The organism is Thermodesulfobacteriota bacterium, assembly GCA_040756475.1.
Classification (GTDB): domain Bacteria; phylum Desulfobacterota; class Deferrisomatia; order Deferrisomatales; family JACRMM01; genus JBFLZB01.
On the sequence record JBFLZB010000030.1, the window covers coordinates 1 to 15,214 of the forward strand.

23 protein-coding genes and 1 pseudogene are annotated in these 15,214 nt (G+C 68.3%); 16 read left to right on the plus strand and 8 right to left on the minus strand.

From position 1 onward, the window contains the following. Positions 1–597, plus strand: a 597-nt coding sequence (locus AB1578_06400) for a helix-turn-helix domain-containing protein (GenBank protein ID MEW6487529.1), incomplete at its 5' end; no start/stop codon positions are given. A gap of 33 nt (positions 598–630) precedes the next feature. Here the strand turns inward: AB1578_06400 and AB1578_06405 are convergent. The 6 genes from AB1578_06405 to AB1578_06430 form a co-directional block, all read right to left on the minus strand. Beyond that, positions 631–990 (minus strand): TraR/DksA C4-type zinc finger protein, encoded by a 360-nt coding sequence (locus AB1578_06405; protein ID MEW6487530.1) that lies wholly within the window; start codon positions 988–990, stop codon positions 631–633. A gap of 12 nt (positions 991–1,002) precedes the next feature. Continuing rightward, positions 1,003–1,956, minus strand: a complete 954-nt coding sequence (locus tag AB1578_06410; protein ID MEW6487531.1) for an electron transfer flavoprotein subunit alpha/FixB family protein — start codon at positions 1,954–1,956, stop codon at positions 1,003–1,005. A 15-nt stretch (positions 1,957–1,971) separates the two neighbouring features. Beyond that, positions 1,972–2,739: an electron transfer flavoprotein subunit beta/FixA family protein gene (locus AB1578_06415; GenBank protein ID MEW6487532.1), complete on the minus strand. Its 768-nt coding sequence runs from the start codon at positions 2,737–2,739 to the stop codon at positions 1,972–1,974. A gap of 40 nt (positions 2,740–2,779) precedes the next feature. Continuing rightward, entirely contained in the window at positions 2,780–3,919 is a 1,140-nt protein-coding gene (locus AB1578_06420) for an acyl-CoA dehydrogenase family protein (protein ID MEW6487533.1), read from the minus strand. 82 nt (positions 3,920–4,001) lie between these two features. Further along, positions 4,002–4,286, minus strand: coding sequence for a 4Fe-4S dicluster domain-containing protein (locus AB1578_06425; protein ID MEW6487534.1), 285 nt, complete (start codon positions 4,284–4,286; stop codon positions 4,002–4,004). After that, positions 4,283–5,569, minus strand: coding sequence for an FAD-dependent oxidoreductase (locus AB1578_06430; GenBank protein MEW6487535.1), 1,287 nt, complete (start codon positions 5,567–5,569; stop codon positions 4,283–4,285). The genes AB1578_06425 and AB1578_06430 overlap by 4 nt, the downstream gene beginning before the upstream one ends. A 563-nt stretch (positions 5,570–6,132) precedes the next feature. On the opposite strand from AB1578_06430, the gene AB1578_06435 reads away from it, so the two are divergent. Genes AB1578_06435 through AB1578_06475 form a run of 9 tightly spaced genes read left to right on the plus strand, consistent with a single transcriptional unit; the run spans position 6,133 to position 10,267 of the window. Further along, entirely contained in the window at positions 6,133–6,447 is a 315-nt protein-coding gene (locus tag AB1578_06435; GenBank protein ID MEW6487536.1) for a metalloregulator ArsR/SmtB family transcription factor, read from the plus strand. Between the two features lie 53 nt (positions 6,448–6,500). Continuing rightward, positions 6,501–6,914, plus strand: coding sequence for a hypothetical protein (locus AB1578_06440; GenBank protein MEW6487537.1), 414 nt, complete (start codon positions 6,501–6,503; stop codon positions 6,912–6,914). Beyond that, the gene (locus tag AB1578_06445; GenBank protein ID MEW6487538.1) at positions 6,911–7,363 is read left to right on the plus strand and encodes a thioredoxin family protein; all 453 of its coding nucleotides are present in this window, start codon (positions 6,911–6,913) and stop codon (positions 7,361–7,363) included. The genes AB1578_06440 and AB1578_06445 overlap by 4 nt, the downstream gene beginning before the upstream one ends. Then, positions 7,360–7,488 carry a hypothetical protein gene (locus AB1578_06450; protein MEW6487539.1) on the plus strand — a complete coding sequence of 43 codons (129 nt, stop codon included), beginning with the start codon at positions 7,360–7,362 and terminating at the stop codon, positions 7,486–7,488. Before AB1578_06445 ends, AB1578_06450 begins: the two co-directional genes overlap by 4 nt. Beyond that, the gene (locus AB1578_06455) at positions 7,485–7,655 is read left to right on the plus strand and encodes a hypothetical protein (GenBank protein MEW6487540.1); all 171 of its coding nucleotides are present in this window, start codon (positions 7,485–7,487) and stop codon (positions 7,653–7,655) included. The genes AB1578_06450 and AB1578_06455 overlap by 4 nt, the downstream gene beginning before the upstream one ends. A 14-nt stretch (positions 7,656–7,669) precedes the next feature. Then, on the plus strand, positions 7,670–8,056 hold the full coding sequence (locus tag AB1578_06460; protein ID MEW6487541.1) for a thioredoxin family protein: 387 nt from the start codon (positions 7,670–7,672) through the stop codon (positions 8,054–8,056). A gap of 34 nt (positions 8,057–8,090) precedes the next feature. Then, complete coding sequence (locus AB1578_06465) at positions 8,091–9,278, plus strand: permease (GenBank protein MEW6487542.1); 1,188 nt, start codon at positions 8,091–8,093, stop codon at positions 9,276–9,278. A 1-nt stretch (position 9,279) separates the two neighbouring features. Further along, on the plus strand, positions 9,280–9,984 hold the full coding sequence (locus AB1578_06470) for a cytochrome c biogenesis protein CcdA (protein MEW6487543.1): 705 nt from the start codon (positions 9,280–9,282) through the stop codon (positions 9,982–9,984). Between the two features lie 52 nt (positions 9,985–10,036). After that, positions 10,037–10,267: a thioredoxin family protein gene (locus tag AB1578_06475; GenBank protein ID MEW6487544.1), complete on the plus strand. Its 231-nt coding sequence runs from the start codon at positions 10,037–10,039 to the stop codon at positions 10,265–10,267. Positions 10,268–10,275: 8 nt separating this feature from the next. Here AB1578_06475 and AB1578_06480 read toward each other — a convergent pair whose 3' ends face one another. Together AB1578_06480 and AB1578_06485 are read right to left on the minus strand one after the other, a co-directional pair. Beyond that, the gene (locus tag AB1578_06480; protein MEW6487545.1) at positions 10,276–10,647 is read right to left on the minus strand and encodes a type II toxin-antitoxin system VapC family toxin; all 372 of its coding nucleotides are present in this window, start codon (positions 10,645–10,647) and stop codon (positions 10,276–10,278) included. Continuing rightward, positions 10,644–10,853, minus strand: a complete 210-nt coding sequence (locus AB1578_06485; protein MEW6487546.1) for an AbrB/MazE/SpoVT family DNA-binding domain-containing protein — start codon at positions 10,851–10,853, stop codon at positions 10,644–10,646. Before AB1578_06485 ends, AB1578_06480 begins: the two co-directional genes overlap by 4 nt. Positions 10,854–10,955: 102 nt before the next feature. On the opposite strand from AB1578_06485, the pseudogene AB1578_06490 reads away from it, so the two are divergent. The 6 genes and pseudogenes from AB1578_06490 to AB1578_06515 all read left to right on the plus strand — a co-directional run bounded on the left by AB1578_06490 (position 10,956) and on the right by AB1578_06515 (position 15,160). Next, positions 10,956–11,813 (plus strand): annotated as a pseudogene (locus tag AB1578_06490) (cysteine desulfurase family protein). A gap of 179 nt (positions 11,814–11,992) precedes the next feature. Beyond that, positions 11,993–12,217 carry a hypothetical protein gene (locus AB1578_06495; GenBank protein ID MEW6487547.1) on the plus strand — a complete coding sequence of 75 codons (225 nt, stop codon included), beginning with the start codon at positions 11,993–11,995 and terminating at the stop codon, positions 12,215–12,217. Between the two features lie 60 nt (positions 12,218–12,277). Continuing rightward, positions 12,278–13,147 carry a universal stress protein gene (locus AB1578_06500; protein ID MEW6487548.1) on the plus strand — a complete coding sequence of 290 codons (870 nt, stop codon included), beginning with the start codon at positions 12,278–12,280 and terminating at the stop codon, positions 13,145–13,147. A 226-nt stretch (positions 13,148–13,373) separates the two neighbouring features. Next, on the plus strand, positions 13,374–14,000 hold the full coding sequence (locus AB1578_06505) for a TlpA disulfide reductase family protein (protein MEW6487549.1): 627 nt from the start codon (positions 13,374–13,376) through the stop codon (positions 13,998–14,000). A 165-nt stretch (positions 14,001–14,165) separates the two neighbouring features. Beyond that, positions 14,166–14,888 (plus strand): glycosyltransferase family 2 protein, encoded by a 723-nt coding sequence (locus tag AB1578_06510; protein MEW6487550.1) that lies wholly within the window; start codon positions 14,166–14,168, stop codon positions 14,886–14,888. Continuing rightward, positions 14,885–15,160 (plus strand): lipid-A-disaccharide synthase N-terminal domain-containing protein, encoded by a 276-nt coding sequence (locus AB1578_06515; GenBank protein ID MEW6487551.1) that lies wholly within the window; start codon positions 14,885–14,887, stop codon positions 15,158–15,160. Before AB1578_06510 ends, AB1578_06515 begins: the two co-directional genes overlap by 4 nt. Positions 15,161–15,214: the final 54 nt, after the last annotated feature.

The window sequence follows — 15,214 nt, forward strand, 5'->3', positions numbered from 1 at the left end:
AAAGACATTTCTCCAGAGTTCGGAGCCTCAACTTTCTTCAGGCCAGACTTGTACTACCGGTTGAATGTCTTCAGTATCGAGCTACCCCCATTGCGCGCTCGTAAAGAAGACATCAGGCCCCTTTCGGAAGCATTTCTGGCCAAGATGAACGGGGTCGAAGGCAGCCGCAAGATTTTGTCCAAGGGTGCGCTGGACGTCATGTGTAAGTATGATTGGCCCGGAAACGTCAGAGAGCTGGAGAATTCGATCAGGAGGGCCTTCTATGTGGCGCGGGACGAGAACATGTTGGAGCCGCGGCATCTTCCGAAATCGGTGATCGGATACAAGGCACGTCTCCCAGCGTCCGGGGCGTTTGTCCAGGAGCGCATCCTGGGACCTCCCCTCTTGGGGCGGGAACCCCCCACCGGGTGCGACGGGGCGGTGTCGCTCCACCACACGGAAGAACAGAAGATTGCCCGCGCCATCGCGGTATCGGGCCACAACATGAGCCGCGCTTCGCGGATGCTTGGCATTTCGAGGAGCACGCTGTACCGGAAGGTCAAATCGCTCAGCATCGCCGTCCCGGATGATTTCCCCTATCGAAGGGCAGGCGGGTGAACCAGTACTGTCGCGGCCCCTCCCGTGCCGCGCTCAGCGCTTTGCCTCGGCCTGGGCCTGGCAGGCCAGGCAGAAGGGGGTCTCGGGGCGGGCCTTGAGGCGCTTGTACGCGATAGGCTCTTCGCACTTGCGGCAGGTGCCGTACTCGCCGGACTCGCAGGCGGCCAGTGCCGCGGAGACTTGGCGCAGGCGAAGCTCCAATGCTTCGAGGCTCGCCCGGGCCATCTGCTGCTGCTGGAGGGCGTCGATTCGGGAGATTCGGCCGATGGGCAGGTCCAGGTCTACGGGTCGCGCCCCTTCCCTGGAGGTTTCGAGGATGCCTTCGAGTTCGTGCCGCAGTGCCACGAGGTCTCGCTGGAGTTCTTCCACCTGGGCGTCGGTCAGCTCTTCCACGGTTGCACCGCCTCACGACTGCTTGCGCATCTCTCGGACGAGGGCCGGCAGCACCTGGTAGAGGTCGCCAACCATACCGAGGTCGGCGGCACCGAAGATGGGGGCGTTCTCGTCCTGGTTGACCGCGGCGATGACCTTGGCGCCGCGGACGCCGGTGAGGTGCTGGATCTGCCCCGAGATGCCGATCCCGAGGTACAGCTCTGGCTTCACCTGCACTCCCGAGAGCCCGATGCACGCCTGGTCCGGCAGCCAGTGCATCTCCTCGGAAAGGGGTCGGGTGCAGCCGATCTCCCCGCCGAGCACCTCGGCCAACTCCCGGGCCAGCCCGAGGTCGTCCTCGGCCGCGAAGCCCCTTCCGACGGCAACGACCACCCGGGCGTCGGCGAGGTCTCGGGTTTCCCGCTCCCGGACGCGCCGTTCCACGATCCGAACCGGGGACGGCTGCGGATGCGGGAGCTGCCGGACCTGCCCGGTCCGCCCCTCCCGGGCCGGCGCCGGGTCGAACGTCCGCGGGGGAATGGTCGCCATCGCGGGCCGGGTGGTGCACCGCAGGCTCTGGACCGCTGCGCCCCCATAGATGAGGCGCTTCATGAGGATGCCTTCGCGGGTGTCATCGATCTCGAGGGCGGTGCACTGGCTGCAAAGCCCGGCATCCAGGCGAGCAGCCACCCGGGCGGCCAGGTCCCTGCCGCGGCTCGTGCCCGCCACGAGGAAAACCCTCGGCTGCTCCTTCCGCGCCTCGTCGGCGATCACCCCAGCGTAGGCGTCGAGGGACTGGTCCTCCGCCAGGGGCGGAAGGAGCAGCACCTCATCGGCGCCGCAGGCGATGCACTCGTCCGCCTCTTCCCGCGCCTGAAGGGTCAACGCCGAGAGGCTGGTCCCCAGCCCGTCGGCTATGCCTCGGCCGACGTGGAGCAATTCCAGGACCTCTCTGTGTTCTTCCGCAAGGATCCACACGCCAGCCATGGGCTCTTCGCCTCCCTACGTCAGGACGTTCCTGCGGCGCAACGCGTCCACGAACCGGACGATCTCTGCCGGCTCTGCGCCGAACCTCTCGCAGGTGCGCTCCAGCCGCGCCGTCCGGAGCTCGACCGTTTCCGTGCGTGCCGCGGGCACCGGCGGCAGGTCGCCGGCCGAGAGGGTCTCGACCGGCTTCTTGGACGCCATGAGGGTGTCACGGACACCCGGGATCCTCGGAGAGTTGATGTCCGGCAGCACGGTGACCAGGGCCGGCAGCGGCGCTTCCAGCACCTCCACCCCCTCTTCCACCCGCCGCTCCACGATCACCCGCCTGCCTTCCAGGGAGACCTTCTGGGCGAAGCACACGCAGGGGATGCCCAGCTTCTCGGCCAGACGCGGGCCGACCTGTTGGGCATAGAGGTCGCTGGAACCCTCGCCGCAAAGAACGAGGTCGTAAGCACCGATGGGGCCGGAGACCATCGCCGCCAGAAGCGCGGCCGTCTGGGAGGGCTCCAGGTCGCGAAACCCCTCGTCGGCGGCGACACAGGCGCGGTCGGGACCTCGCGAGAGGGCATCCTTGATCCCCTTGGTGGCCCCGGGTGCACCCACGGTCGCGGCGATCACGGTGCCCCCGTGCTCGTCCCGCAGGCGGACGGCCTCCTCGATGGCGTTTCGGTCATAGTCGCTGAGCTTCCAGCTGACCGAGGAGAGGTCGACTTCGCCGGAGGGGCCGGCCCGAATGTAGGCCTCGTCGATCACCCATTTGAAACAGGCCACGATCGTGGGCATGGTCCCCTTCCTCCGTCCGAGGGCGGTCTGGGCCCCGAGGTCAGCGCAGCACGCTTCCGGAGATCACCATCCGCTGGGCCTCCGAGGTGCCTTCGTAGATCTCGGTGATCTTCGCGTCGCGCATCAGCCTCTCCACCTTCTGGCCCTTGATGTACCCGTAGCCGCCGTGGATCTGCACCGCCTTCACGGTGTGGTGCATGGCCTTCTCCGAAGCGAAGAGCTTCGCCATGGAGGCTTCCTTGGTGAACGGCTGGCCCCGGTCGAGCAGCCAGGCGGCGTGGTAGGTGAGAAACCGCGCGGCGGAGAGGTCCGTGGCCATATCGGAGATCATCCAGGAGATGGCCTGGTGCTTGGCAATGGCTTTGGCGAACTGCACCCTCTGCTTGGAGTACCCCACGCTCTCGTCCAGGGCGGCCTGGAGGATGCCCAACGCCTGGGCTGCAATTCCCACCCGGCCCTGGTCAAAACCCCGCATGGCGATCGCCAGGCCATCTCCCTCCTTGCCGAGAAGGTTCTCCGCGGGAACCCGACACTCCTTCAGGAACACCTCGGAGGTCTTGGAGGAGCGCAGCCCCATTTTGTGAAAGGGCTGTCCCGGTGTCAGCCCGGGGGTGCCCCGCGGCACGATGAAGGCGCTCATGCCCTTGCGCCCGGCCTCCTTGTCGGTCCAGGCGAAGACGAGGTACGTGTCCGCCAGGGGGCCGTTGGAGATGAAGGTCTTGGTCCCGTCGATCCGGTACGCATCCCCGTCTTTCACGGCCGTGGTGGTCGCCGCCATCACGTCCGTGCCGGCGCCGGGCTCTGTGAACGCCAGGGCGCCCAGGTGCCGGCCCTGGGCCAGGGGCGGGAGGTATTTCCTCTTCTGCGCCTCGTTTCCGAACTGCTCGATCAGCATGCAACCCACGGCGACGTGGATGGAGATGGTGAAGCCGGTGGAGGCACACGACCGGGAGAGCTCCTCCAGGGCCACGATGTGGGTCAGGTAGTCGGAGCCCGCACCGCCGTATTCCTGGGAGACCGGGATACCCATCCAGCCTCCCTTTCCGAGCTCCTCGAACACTTCGGTCGGGTGGCGCTCGTTCTCGTCGATCTCGACGGCAATCGGATCCAGATGTTTTGCGGTGAACTCCCGCATGTTGGTTCGAATCAGCTCTTGTTCTTCCGTCAGGTGAAAATGCATGGTCGCCCTCCTCGTCGATGTGGCCCAAGATACCCATGGAACCTCGGCCGGCCTCCGGGCCCTCCGAGGCATGGCCCGGTCTTCAGCCAAAGCGGAACTGCACGCCGCACCCTCCCTCCGGATATGCCCACTCCAGGACCTCGGTGCCGCAAACCACGCGGCAGGTCCCGCACTCCAGGCAGCCATCCACCGTCAGCGCGACCCGCCCCTGGTCGTCGCGGCTGTAGAGGCCGGCAGGGCAGAGCGGGATCGCCCTCCCCAACCGGGGGTCGTTCTCCTGGCCCGGCCGGATTCGGATGTGGGGCTGCTTGCCGGGCTTGAATACGTCGAGCCCCAGCTTCTCGGCCAGGCGCCTCGCGTCGCTCATAGCTTCCTCGCCGCCCGCAAGTCCTTGAACACACCCCAGAGCTCGGCCACGGTGAGGTGCTTTCGAAGGGTGGGGTAGAGGCGCATCTTGGGCCCGTCGGGGATTGCGTAGAGGTCTCGGAACACGCTGCCGACGAGGTCGGGGTAATGGCCGAACCAGCGCGGGTTCTCCCGCACCGCCGGGCCCTCCCGGAAGCTGTCCAGGTCCTGCCCGACGAAACTCTCGGCGAGCATCCGGTCGTAGGCGGCCAGCGACTCCCGGCCGAAATCGGCGGACTCCCTTGCCTGCAACACGGCCCGGGCGGCCCAGTGGCCCGAGGCCAGCGCATACTCCATGCCCCGGACCGTCACGCCCAGGTTCAGCGCGAGCCCTGCCGCGTCTCCCGCGACCAGAATTCCGTCGCCCGACAACCGACCCACGGCCTCTCGTCCCCCCTCGGGGATGAGATGTGCTCCGTACTCCACGGTGCGACCGCCCCGCAGGAGCGGAGCCACCTCGGGACGCTCCTTGAAGCGGTCGAGCAGTGTGGGCAGGTCTTCAGACCCGCCGTCCTCCGAGGCGCTCTGGAGGCCGAGCACGAGACCGATGCTGACGCTGTCCCGGTTCGTGTAGACAAAGCCCCCCCCAAATCGGCCCCCGGTCACTTCTCCCACGTAGAGGTGGGCCGCCCCCTCCCCGTCTGCAACCCCGAAGCGATCGTTGATCCGCTCGGGATCGAGCTCGATGACCTCCTTGACCCCCACCCCACAATGCGGCGGCGAGACCGGAGCCCGCAGACCCGCGCTCTCCGAAATCAGGGACAGGACCCCGTCGCAGGCGATCACAACCTTTGCACCCAGCTCGTCACCCCCCGCGACCACGCCGGTAACCTTGGCCCCCTCCTGGAGGAGCCGGTCGACCCGGGTCCGGGGCAGGATGAGCGCTCCCTTCTCCTCCGCTCGCTCGGCCAGCCAGCGGTCGAAGCGGGAGCGCAGCACGGTGTGGCTCTGGTGGGGCTCCGCGCGGAGCTCCGCGCCCGTGTAGCGGATCGTGACCGAGCGCTCTTCCGTCACGAGCGAGAACCCCTCGTGCACGACGGCCCGCTCCAGCGGGGCCCCCTCCCAGAGGTCCGGGAACAAGCCGCGAACCGGGTTCAGGTACAGCCGCCCTCCGGACACGTTCTTGGCGCCGGGATAGTCTCCCCGCTCCAACACCACGACCTCGACCCCCGCGTCGGCCAGGGTGTAGGCCGCCGCAAGCCCGGCCAACCCGGCACCCACCACGATCACTTCAAAGGAATCCATGGGCTCGGCCTCCCGCGTCAGGCTCGCTCCGGGGAAACGCGCCTCCAGGAACTCCCGGGGTTCTGTTCCGACCGATTGGGCGGTCCGGCCGGTCCCCCGGCCGCCGCGCGACCCCTGATGGAAGCTCGCCATCTACTTCGGTTCAACCTGTCGGGAACGGGGCCGACAGGCGGATCGTTCGAGATTCCCCGGTTGCGACGTGACTAACACAGGCCGCTCAGACGGTCAAGGAGGCGGCCTCGCCCCGATTCACCGCCTGGGTGGAGAGCGGGGTCCGGGAGCCCTTGCGCTCCGCCCCGCAATCCGCGATGTTCGGAGGGGGCGTCTCCGAGGGAGCCGGTGCGCCGAGTCTCACTGGTTTCGGTCTCGCTGCTGCGGTTCGGTCGAGGCGGTACGGGGCTTGCTCCAGGACTCCCGGACCCCGCCCCAAGGATTCGCCATCGGGCCGCCGGGACACCAGGGTGTGAGCGGCCCCCCGGGATGCACCGCTCGGTCTCAAGTCTTCCTTGACGTCGGCCGAGAGGTTTCATTACCATTTCGGCATCATTGAGCCGGAGGCGCACGTGACCGATTCCCAGCAACCCAGCCGCAAGGCAGAAATCCTGAAGGCCCTCGGCCACCCCATCCGCGTCTCGATCCTCGAGATCCTGCGACGGGGCGAGGAGTGCGTCTGCCGGATCTATCCTCGGATCGAGAGTACACAGCCCAACACCTCCAAACACCTCGCCGTGCTGAAGCAGGCGGGGATACTGGACTCCCGACAGGAGGGCACGATGACCTTCTACTGGGTAACGGATACCCGGGTGTACGAGATCCTGGAGTTGGTCGGCGAGATGGTGCGGCGGGAGGAGCGCGGTCGCCTGCGAGAGGCAGTGTAGACTTTTTTTGGTCAAGAACATAACCAAGAGGTTATGAATGGGAGGGCTTGGGGATGGTGGGATTGGTCCATGCACTGGCGAAGTGGGGAATCGTGCTGGGGATGACCTGGGCGCTCCTGCCGTCCTGGGGGGCCACGCAGGCCGCTGCCCAGGCGGCCACGGGTACCCCCCCTACGCTCGTCTTCGTCACCAAGAGCGACGAGTGCGAGTGCGTCCTGAGCCTGTGCGTGGCGGGGGAGCAGGAGGTGTTGAACTTCCTCGACGGAAACCCCTGGGGGTTCCGTCGAGAAGACGTCGACCTGGCCGAGACCCCGAAGGCGGCGCGGGAGCTCAAGGTGCTCGCCGTGCCCGTGGTCTTCCTGCGAGACGGTGAGGGGCGGGCCGTGGCACGGTTCGACGTCTTCTTCCTGGAGAAGGATCTCTACGCCGCGTGGCAGGCGCACCAGGACGGAGGAAAGAAGCAGTGACCCGGTCATGGCGAAAGCTCGCGGTACCTGCTCTCTTCCTGGCGGGGCTCGCGGCTGCAGGCTGGCTGGGGACGCGCTACGGGCTCGATCTGGCGGCGGAGACCTCGGTTGCGGTCCTTCTCCCCGACGCCGTGGCGGCGCCCCTGAAACCCGGCCAGAGGGTGACCTTCGTCGAGCTCGGCAGCGAGGGCTGCAAGCCCTGCGAGGCCATGAAGCCGGTGATGCGGGCGCTGAGGGACCGGCACCCGGAGCAGGTGCAGGTCGTCTTCCACGACGTTCGCAAGGACCCCTCCCAGGCGGGACGCTACCGGATCCGGCTCATTCCCACCCAGGTGTTTCTGCTGCCCGACGGCACCGAGTTCTTCCGCCACGAGGGGTATCTTCCCCTGGAGGAGGTGGAGAAGGTGCTGCGGGGGATGGGGGTGGGGACGGCGAAGGAGGAAGGGTGAAGGCCATCCCGTATCTGGTGCTCCTCGACCGAGCGGGCCGGGTTCGGGCGGTCCACCGAGGGCTCGACGAGGACCTGGCGGGTACCCTCGGACTCGAAGCGATCCTCTCGGAAAGGGAGCCTTGACCATGACGCATGTGGTGACGCTGACGGAGCAGGGGGTCGGGGAGCTGCGCATGCTGCTGGCCGATCGAGACGGCGAGGCGGCGCTGCGCTTCCTCAAGGAGCGGGTGCTCAAACCCCTGGAGGCGTCGGAGCGAAAGGCCTTGGACGTGAGCCAGGGACGGCCGTGAGAGGAGCGAGGAAGATGGTGATCCGGCGGGTGCGCTTGCTCGCAGCGGCGGTGGTCCTTGCAGCGGCCGGAACGGCGGCCGCCTCGGCTCAGGGTCCCCTGGGAGAGGAAGCCCGCGCCGCGGGCAAGCCCCTGATCGTGGACTTCGGGATGACCCGGTGCCTCCAGTGCATCGAGCAGTCCAAGACCATGGACGAGCTCGAGGGGGTCATCGGCGACCGGGTGCTGCTCAAGTTCGTCCACGTGGGCAAGGAAGAGGAGCTGGCAGAGGTCTACAAGGTGCTCCTCATCCCCACCCTGGTGTACTTCGACGCCCAGGGCAGAGAGGTCTTCCGCAACGTGGGCCAGATGAAGAAGGAACCCATGCTCGCCAAAGCCCGGCAGCTCGGTCTCATCGAATGAGGCGCCCCGGCTTCGGGAATCGAGGGTCCAGACCATGAAGGAACGGGACAAGCTCCTCCTGATCGTGGGCGTCTTCCTGGCCGCCTACTACGTGCCGGTAGAGCACGCCCGGGTCCAGTCGGCCATCCTCGAGTCCTTCTTCATGCTCCAGGACTACGCCCGCGCCCACGTGCTCACGTGCCTGGTCCCGGCCTTCTTCATCGCCGGAGCGATCGCGGTCTTCGTGAGCCAGGGGGCGGTGCTCCAATATCTGGGCGCCAAGGCCAACCGCGTGCTCGCCTACTCCGTGGCGTCGGTCTCGGGCACGGTGCTCGCCGTGTGCTCGTGCACCGTGCTCCCCCTCTTTGCCGGCATCTACGGACGAGGCGCCGGCATCGGGCCGGCCACGGCGTTCCTCTACTCGGGGCCCGCCATCAACGTGCTCGCCATCGTGATGACCGCCAAGGTTCTGGGGCCCGAGCTGGGGATCGCCCGGGCGGTGGGGGCGGTAGCCTTCGCGGTAGCCGTGGGGCTCCTCATGGCCCTTACCTTTCGCCGCTCCGAGGCCGAGCGCCAGGCGGGGTTCGCGGAGATCCCCGAGGAGGAGCCGGCCCGGCCCCTGTGGAAGAACGCCGCCTACATGCTGGCCATGGTGGCGGTGCTGGTCTTCGGCGCCTGGGGCGAGCCCCGGGAGCCCGTGGGATGGGCCATGGCGGTCTTCGACGTCAAGTGGTACCTCTCGGGGGCCGGCCTCCTGGCCACGCTCGTCATGGTCTGGGCCTGGTTCTCCCGGGACGAGCGCTCCGAGTGGGTGGAGTCCACCTGGGGCTTCGCCAAACAGATCCTTCCGCTCCTCTTCGCGGGGGTGCTGGTCGCGGGCTTCCTCCTCGGCATGCCCGGGCGGGACGCCGGGCTCATCCCGAGCGCGTGGGTCGCGAAACTGGTGGGCGGCAACTCCCTGGGGGCGAACCTCTTTGCCTCCGTGGCCGGAGCGCTCATGTACTTCGCCACCCTGACCGAGGTGCCGATCCTCCAGGGTCTGCTGGGCAGCGGCATGGGCAGCGGCCCCGCGCTGGCGCTCCTGCTCGCGGGGCCGGCCCTCTCGCTCCCCAACATGCTGGTGATCCGCGTGGTGCTGGGGACGAAGAAGACCGCGGTCTTCGTGACCTACGTAATCCTGCTCTCGACCGTCGCGGGCATGATCTTCGGAGCACTCTTTCCTCACCTGACCCTGAGAGGATGACATGGGTGGCCTCGAAGCCTTCCTGGGAAATGCCCAGGCCTACATCCAGACCAATCCCTGGCTCGCCTTCGCCGCCGTCTTCGTGGGCGGTGCGCTGACGGCTTCCAATCCCTGCGTGCTGGCCATGATTCCCCTCGTGATCGGCTTCGTGGGGGGCTACGAGGGGATCTCGGGCTGGAGGAAGTCGTTTGGCTTCTCCCTGGTCTTCGTCTGCGGGCTGGCGGTGAGCTTTACCGCCATGGGGCTCATCGCCGTGATGGTGGGGCGCCTGTTCGGCGACGTGGGGAGCTTCTGGCCCTGGGTCATCGCGCTCGTGTGCCTGGCCATGGCCGCGCACCTGTGGGATCTCTGGACCTTCTCCGTGCCGGAGACTCTTGCACGGTACCGGCCCAAGCACGCCGGCGTGATCGGCGCCTTCACCCTGGGGCTCCTCTTCGGACTCGTCTCGGCCCCCTGCGCCGCGCCGATCCTCGTGGTGGTGCTCACCTACATCGCGTCGAAGGGCAACCTGGCCTACGGCCTGGCCCTTCTGTGGACGTACGCCGTGGGCCACTGCCTGCTCATCGTCGTCGCGGGCACGAGCATGGGGGTGGCCAAGAACCTGATCCAGTCCCGGGGCCTGGGCCGGGCGAATCTGGTGTTCAAGAGGGCGGCTGGCGTCCTCATCGCGTTCGTGGGCGTGTTCATCCTGTGGAACGGGGTGTGACGGCCGCTCCCAACTGCCAACAGCCAACAGCAAACACCGGAGGTGTCACGCCATGAAGATCGAAGTGCTCGGAACCGGCTGCATGAAGTGCAACAAGCTCTATGAGGCGGCCAAGGAGGCCGTGGCCAAGAGCGGCGCGAAGGCCGAGGTGAGCAAGGTCGAGGACCTGGGAGAGATCATGAAGCGGGGGGTGATGGTCACACCCGCGCTTGCCGTGGACGGGCAGATCAAGTCCGCGGGCAAGGTGCTCAAGCCCGACGACATCGCGAAGTTCCTGGGGTGAGCGGGGGCTCACTTGGCGATGAAGCGCACCCCGGGCAGCCCTTCGAGGTCGGAGTCAGAGGTGGCGAGCTCGGCTCGGTACCGTACCGCGGTTGCGTACACGATGGCGTCGGCCATGGCGAGGCGCTGCTTCATCGAGAGGTCGGCGGCTTCGAGCGCCAGAGGAGCGTCCAGCGGTGCGATGTGGGCTTGCTGCATGAACCCGGAGCAACGCAGGGCCGTCTCCTCCCCCGCGGTCCTCACGAGGATCTTGTACACCTCGTAGAGCACCACCGTGGGTACGAGCAGCTCCTCCGGACGGGCCAGAAGACTCGCGTAGGTGCCGGCGGCGGGACCGTCGGTGAAGACCTCGAGCCAACCGCACGAGTCCACGAGGATCACGGGAGGCGCTCGGTCTTCTCGCGGTAGCCGCGGAGGTCGATCCCTCTCGCGATGCCGCGCAGATCCTCCAGGGAGGGTACGGGTACCAGATAGACGATGCCCCCTTTCTCGAAGACCTGGAGCTTCTGCTGGGGGCGCAGCCCGGCCGCCTCCCGGACCGGCCGCGGAATGACCACCTGGTATTTGGAGGATACCGTCGTCTCCATGAGGGGTCTCCTTACGGTTCCACTGATTTCGTATCGTTAGCGAAACTGTAAAACGGCACTGCGTGGGGGTCAAGCCAAAGGGAGCCGGGCCGGACCCGGCGCCACCTGGTGACCACCATGGCCGAGCACAAGGCCGTGCTGCGCTCCTGCGCGCGCCTGGAGGCCGAGGGCGTCGCGGTCACTTATCTGCCCGTGGACGGCGCGGGGCGGGTCGATCCCGAGGACGTGGGCCAGGCACTGCGGCCCGACACGGCGCTGGTCTCGGTGCTGCTGGCCAACAACGAGGTGGGTACGGTGAACCCGGTGGCCGAGATCGCGGCCCGTTGCCGCGAGGCGGGGGTCCCCGTCCACATCGACGCCGTGCAGGGGTGCGGTAAGATCCTAGTGGACGTGGAGGCCCTGGGAGTGGACCTCCTGAGCCTCTCGGGCCACAAGCTCTATGGCCCCCGCGGGATCGGGGCGCTCTGGGTGCGGCCCGGAACCCTGCTCCAGCCCCTCCTGGTCGGGGGCACCCAGGAGCGGGGGCTGCGGGCCGGCACCGAGCCCGTGCCTCTGGCCCACGCCCTGGGGGTTGCCGCCGAGCTGGCCTCGTCTCGGGTGGAGGCCGACGGCGCACGAATCCGGGCGCTGCGGGACCGCCTCTGGGAGGGGCTTCGCGAGGCGGTCCCGGGCGTCCGGGCCCACGGCGACCGGGAGGGCGGGCTCCCGAACACCTTGAACGTGTCGATTCCGGGGCGCGAGGCCGAAGCCCTGGTGCTGGCGCTGGACGACGCCGGCATCGCCGTGGGCACGGGTTCGGCCTGCACCACCGGCGACACCCGCCCCTCCCACGTGCTCCTCGCCATGGGTGTGCCCCCGGCCGAGGCCCGGGCGTCGATCCGCTTCAGCCTGGGGCAGGAGAATACCTCTGGAGACGTGGACACCGTCATGGAAGCGATGGCGAGGATCGCCCCCGCGTAGGGCGGGGCTTGCCCCGCCGTCTGGAGGGTCCTATGCCGCTGGTCCACCGCTACGAGATCGTGAAGGTCTTGCCCTGGAGGAGGCGGGCTACGAGGTGCCGCCGGAGTTTCTGGCGGCGTGAGACATGGCGGGGGGAGTTGCGTGGCTCCGCCGCAGCGGGCGGAGAAGGGAGGCGACCCATGCGCTTCTGGCAGTCCAAGATTTGTCGCGTATCGTCGGGGCTCGCCGTGCTCGGCATGTTCGTCCTGGTCTTCACCGCGCTGGTCTTCGGCTACACCGTGGGCCGGTGGGGCGCGGCAACCTGGGCGGCGGTGGTTCTCCTGGCCGTGTGTCTGCTGGCGTCGTGTTGTTTCGGCGGCGGCTCGGGGGGCGGGGGCGCCGGGGAGGGAAGCCCGCAGCCCTAGCCTGCCGCACCCCTTGCACCGAACCCCGCGGCCCGGGCTGCCGCCTCCCAGGAGCAAGCCATGTTCCGGACGATCCTGCTGCCCTCCGACTTGTTCGGCGTCGCCCCCGGCTTTCCCCGCTGTTTGAGCGGCGCGGCGGCCATCGGCGTCGAGACGGCGCACCTGGTTCAGGCGATTCCGCCCGTGGCCTTTGGACGGGCCGCGAGCCTGCTCCGGGGCCTGGCCCAGCCGGGCCTCGCCGAGCAGCAGGCACAGCTCGAGGCCCTGGGGCTGCGGGTGGAGATCCACACCCCTCAGGGGGAGCCGGTCTCGGTGATTCTCGACGTCGCCGAACGCGAGAATATCGGGATGATCGCGGTCTCGTCCTTTTCGGCGGGCCTCTTCGCGGAGGCATTGGTTCACCCCCTTGCCGACGCCCTCCTGCACCAGTCCGCGTTTCCCCTCCTCGGGCTGGGGTGCCGGGGCGACGCCCAGACCTGTCGCCCCCTGGATCAGGTTTTCGGCGGCCGGCTCCTCTTCGCCACGGACTTCTCCCGCTGTGCCGCCCACGCCCTCGAACGGGTCCGGGAGATCGTCGCCCGCACCGGCGCCGAGGTGGTGGCGATGCACGTGCAGGAGAGGCGCCGCATCTTCCCCTACCTGGCCGACCGTCTGGAGGAGTTCGACCGCACCGACCGGGAGCGGCTGGAGAGCCTCGGTAGGGACCTGCGGAGAGCGGGCGCCCGGACCGTGCAGCAGGAGCTGGAACTCGGCCACGCCGGCCCCGCCATCTGCGAGGCCGCCCGGCGCCTGGCCGCCACCCTGGTCGTGGTGGGCACCCGGGGCCGGGGCTGGGGCGAAGAGCTCTTCGTGGGCAGCGTGGCACAGCACGTGGCCCGGAATGCGCCGTGCCCGGTGCTGCTCGTCCCCGGAAGAAGGGAGCCGGTCTGAAACGCGCTCCGGTCCGGCGGAGCGGCACTCGGGCCGCGTTTCGCATGGGCGGATCGTGCTCGGGGACTTCGAATCGTTTCTCGCTGCTGTCGTTTTCGCTTACACTGCCTTCCTTGGGGAGGCGGCCGCCTGCGCGGGGGGATGCGCAGCGGTCCGGCCGCCCGCGGGTTTTGTGCTGCGCCGGGTCGTTCCCTGCGGCGCCTGTGATCTCGCGAGGAGACGCGTGATGATCCGACGAGTGTTTTGCGCCCTCCTGAGCTCCACCGTCGTGTGCCTCGCCGCGGTGGCGTGGGCGACCTCCGTGCCCCTGTCCCTCGACGGCTTGCCGGGTCTGCTTCCCGCGGACGAGTGCGGAGAGGGGGCCGAGCCGTGCCCGTCGCCCGACGCTTCGGCTGCAGGCGCGGAGAAGCTCCTGTCTGCCGGTGCGAAGGCCCCAGCTTTCGAGCTTTCGGACCCGGAGGGGAATCCGGTCTCGTTTCGGGGGGAGAAGAGCGGAGAGCCGGCGCTCCTCGTCTTCTGGTCGCTCTTCTGCCCGCCCTGTCGGGAGGAGATGCCGTATTTCGCAGACCTGGCGGTTCGGTATCCCCCGCCGGGTCTGCGCGTGATCGCCGTCAACCTGGACGGCGACTCCCTGGCCCGGGCGGTGTCCCAATACGCGAGGCTGCAGGACCTTCCGTTCCCCGTGGCAATGGACGAGAAGCGAAACGGAAGATTCGCTGCCGCCGGAGCCTACGGGGTCAGCGGCACCCCCGCCCTGGTGCTCATCGGCGCGGACGGCAGGGTGGTATGGAGCCACGAGGGCAGGGTGGACCCCCTGGAGTTGGAGTCCGCCGTTACCGAGGGGTTGAGGTAGAACGAGGAGCCGTCCCTCTCGGACCGCGGGCGAGCCGCTGGGAAGGGGGCGGCTCCCTGCCCCGATCTTCACGAAATCTTCACGTCGTCCTCCCTAGGATGCCGCTCCGTCCGCATCCTCCCGACGCCTGAACGGCCTCGGGAGCCCGCGCGGCACGGAGGATTCGTGAACGGCCTTTCCATCGTCCTTCCCGCCTACAACGAAGAGGGCAACATTGCTCTCCTGGCCGCCGAGTTGGCGGCCGTGGTCCGCCAGATTGCCCCCCGGTGGACCGTCGAGTGCCTGTTCGTGGACGACGGCTCGACCGACGGCACCCGAGCCGAGATCCTGGCCGCCCGCACCCGCCACCCCGAGCTCGGCATCCGGGTGATCGCGCTGGATCGCAACCGGGGTCTCACCGCGGCCATGGACGCGGGGTTCCGCGCTGCCCGCCGCGACGTCGTCGCCACCCTGGACACCGACCTCCAGAACGACCCCGCCGACCTGCCCCGTCTGCTCGCCCACCTGGACAAGGCCGACGTGGTGATCGGAGTGCGGGTGAACCGGCGCGACGGCTTCGTCAAGCGCGCCAGCTCGAAGATCGCCAACGCCATCCGCAACCGGGCTACCGGCGAAGACATCATCGACACCGGCTGCTCCCTCAAGGTGTACCGGAAGGAGTACCTCGACCGGGTCAAACTCTTCACGGGGCTCCATCGCTTCTTGCCCACGCTCTTGAAACTCGAGGGCGCCCGGGTGGTGCAGGTGCCGGTGCACCACCGGCCCCGGATCCACGGCCGAGCCAAATACCACCTCTGGAACCGGCTGGTGGGCCCGCTGCTCGACTTGTTTGCGGTGCACTGGATGCAAACGCGCCACCTGGGCTACCGCTGGGAGGAGCTCCGATGACCGTCGACCCCTGGCTGGTGCTCGGCCTCGGCGCCCAGGGCCTCTTCACCGGACGGTTCCTCGTGCAGTGGGTAGCGAGCGAGCGAAAACGGCGCAGCACCATGCCCAAGGCGTTCTGGTACCTGTCCCTGGCCGGCAGCGCGCTCCTGCTGGTGTACGCGATCCATGTGCGCGACCCCGTGTTCGTCGTGGGCCAGTCTTTCGGGTTCGTGGTCTACGTGCGCAACCTAATGCTGTGGAAGAGTGAAGAGCCCCGTGCCGGGGTCGCGTGACGCGGGGGCGTCGGCCGACCCCGTTGCGCTCGAAGAGGTGCCCCGAAGAAACGC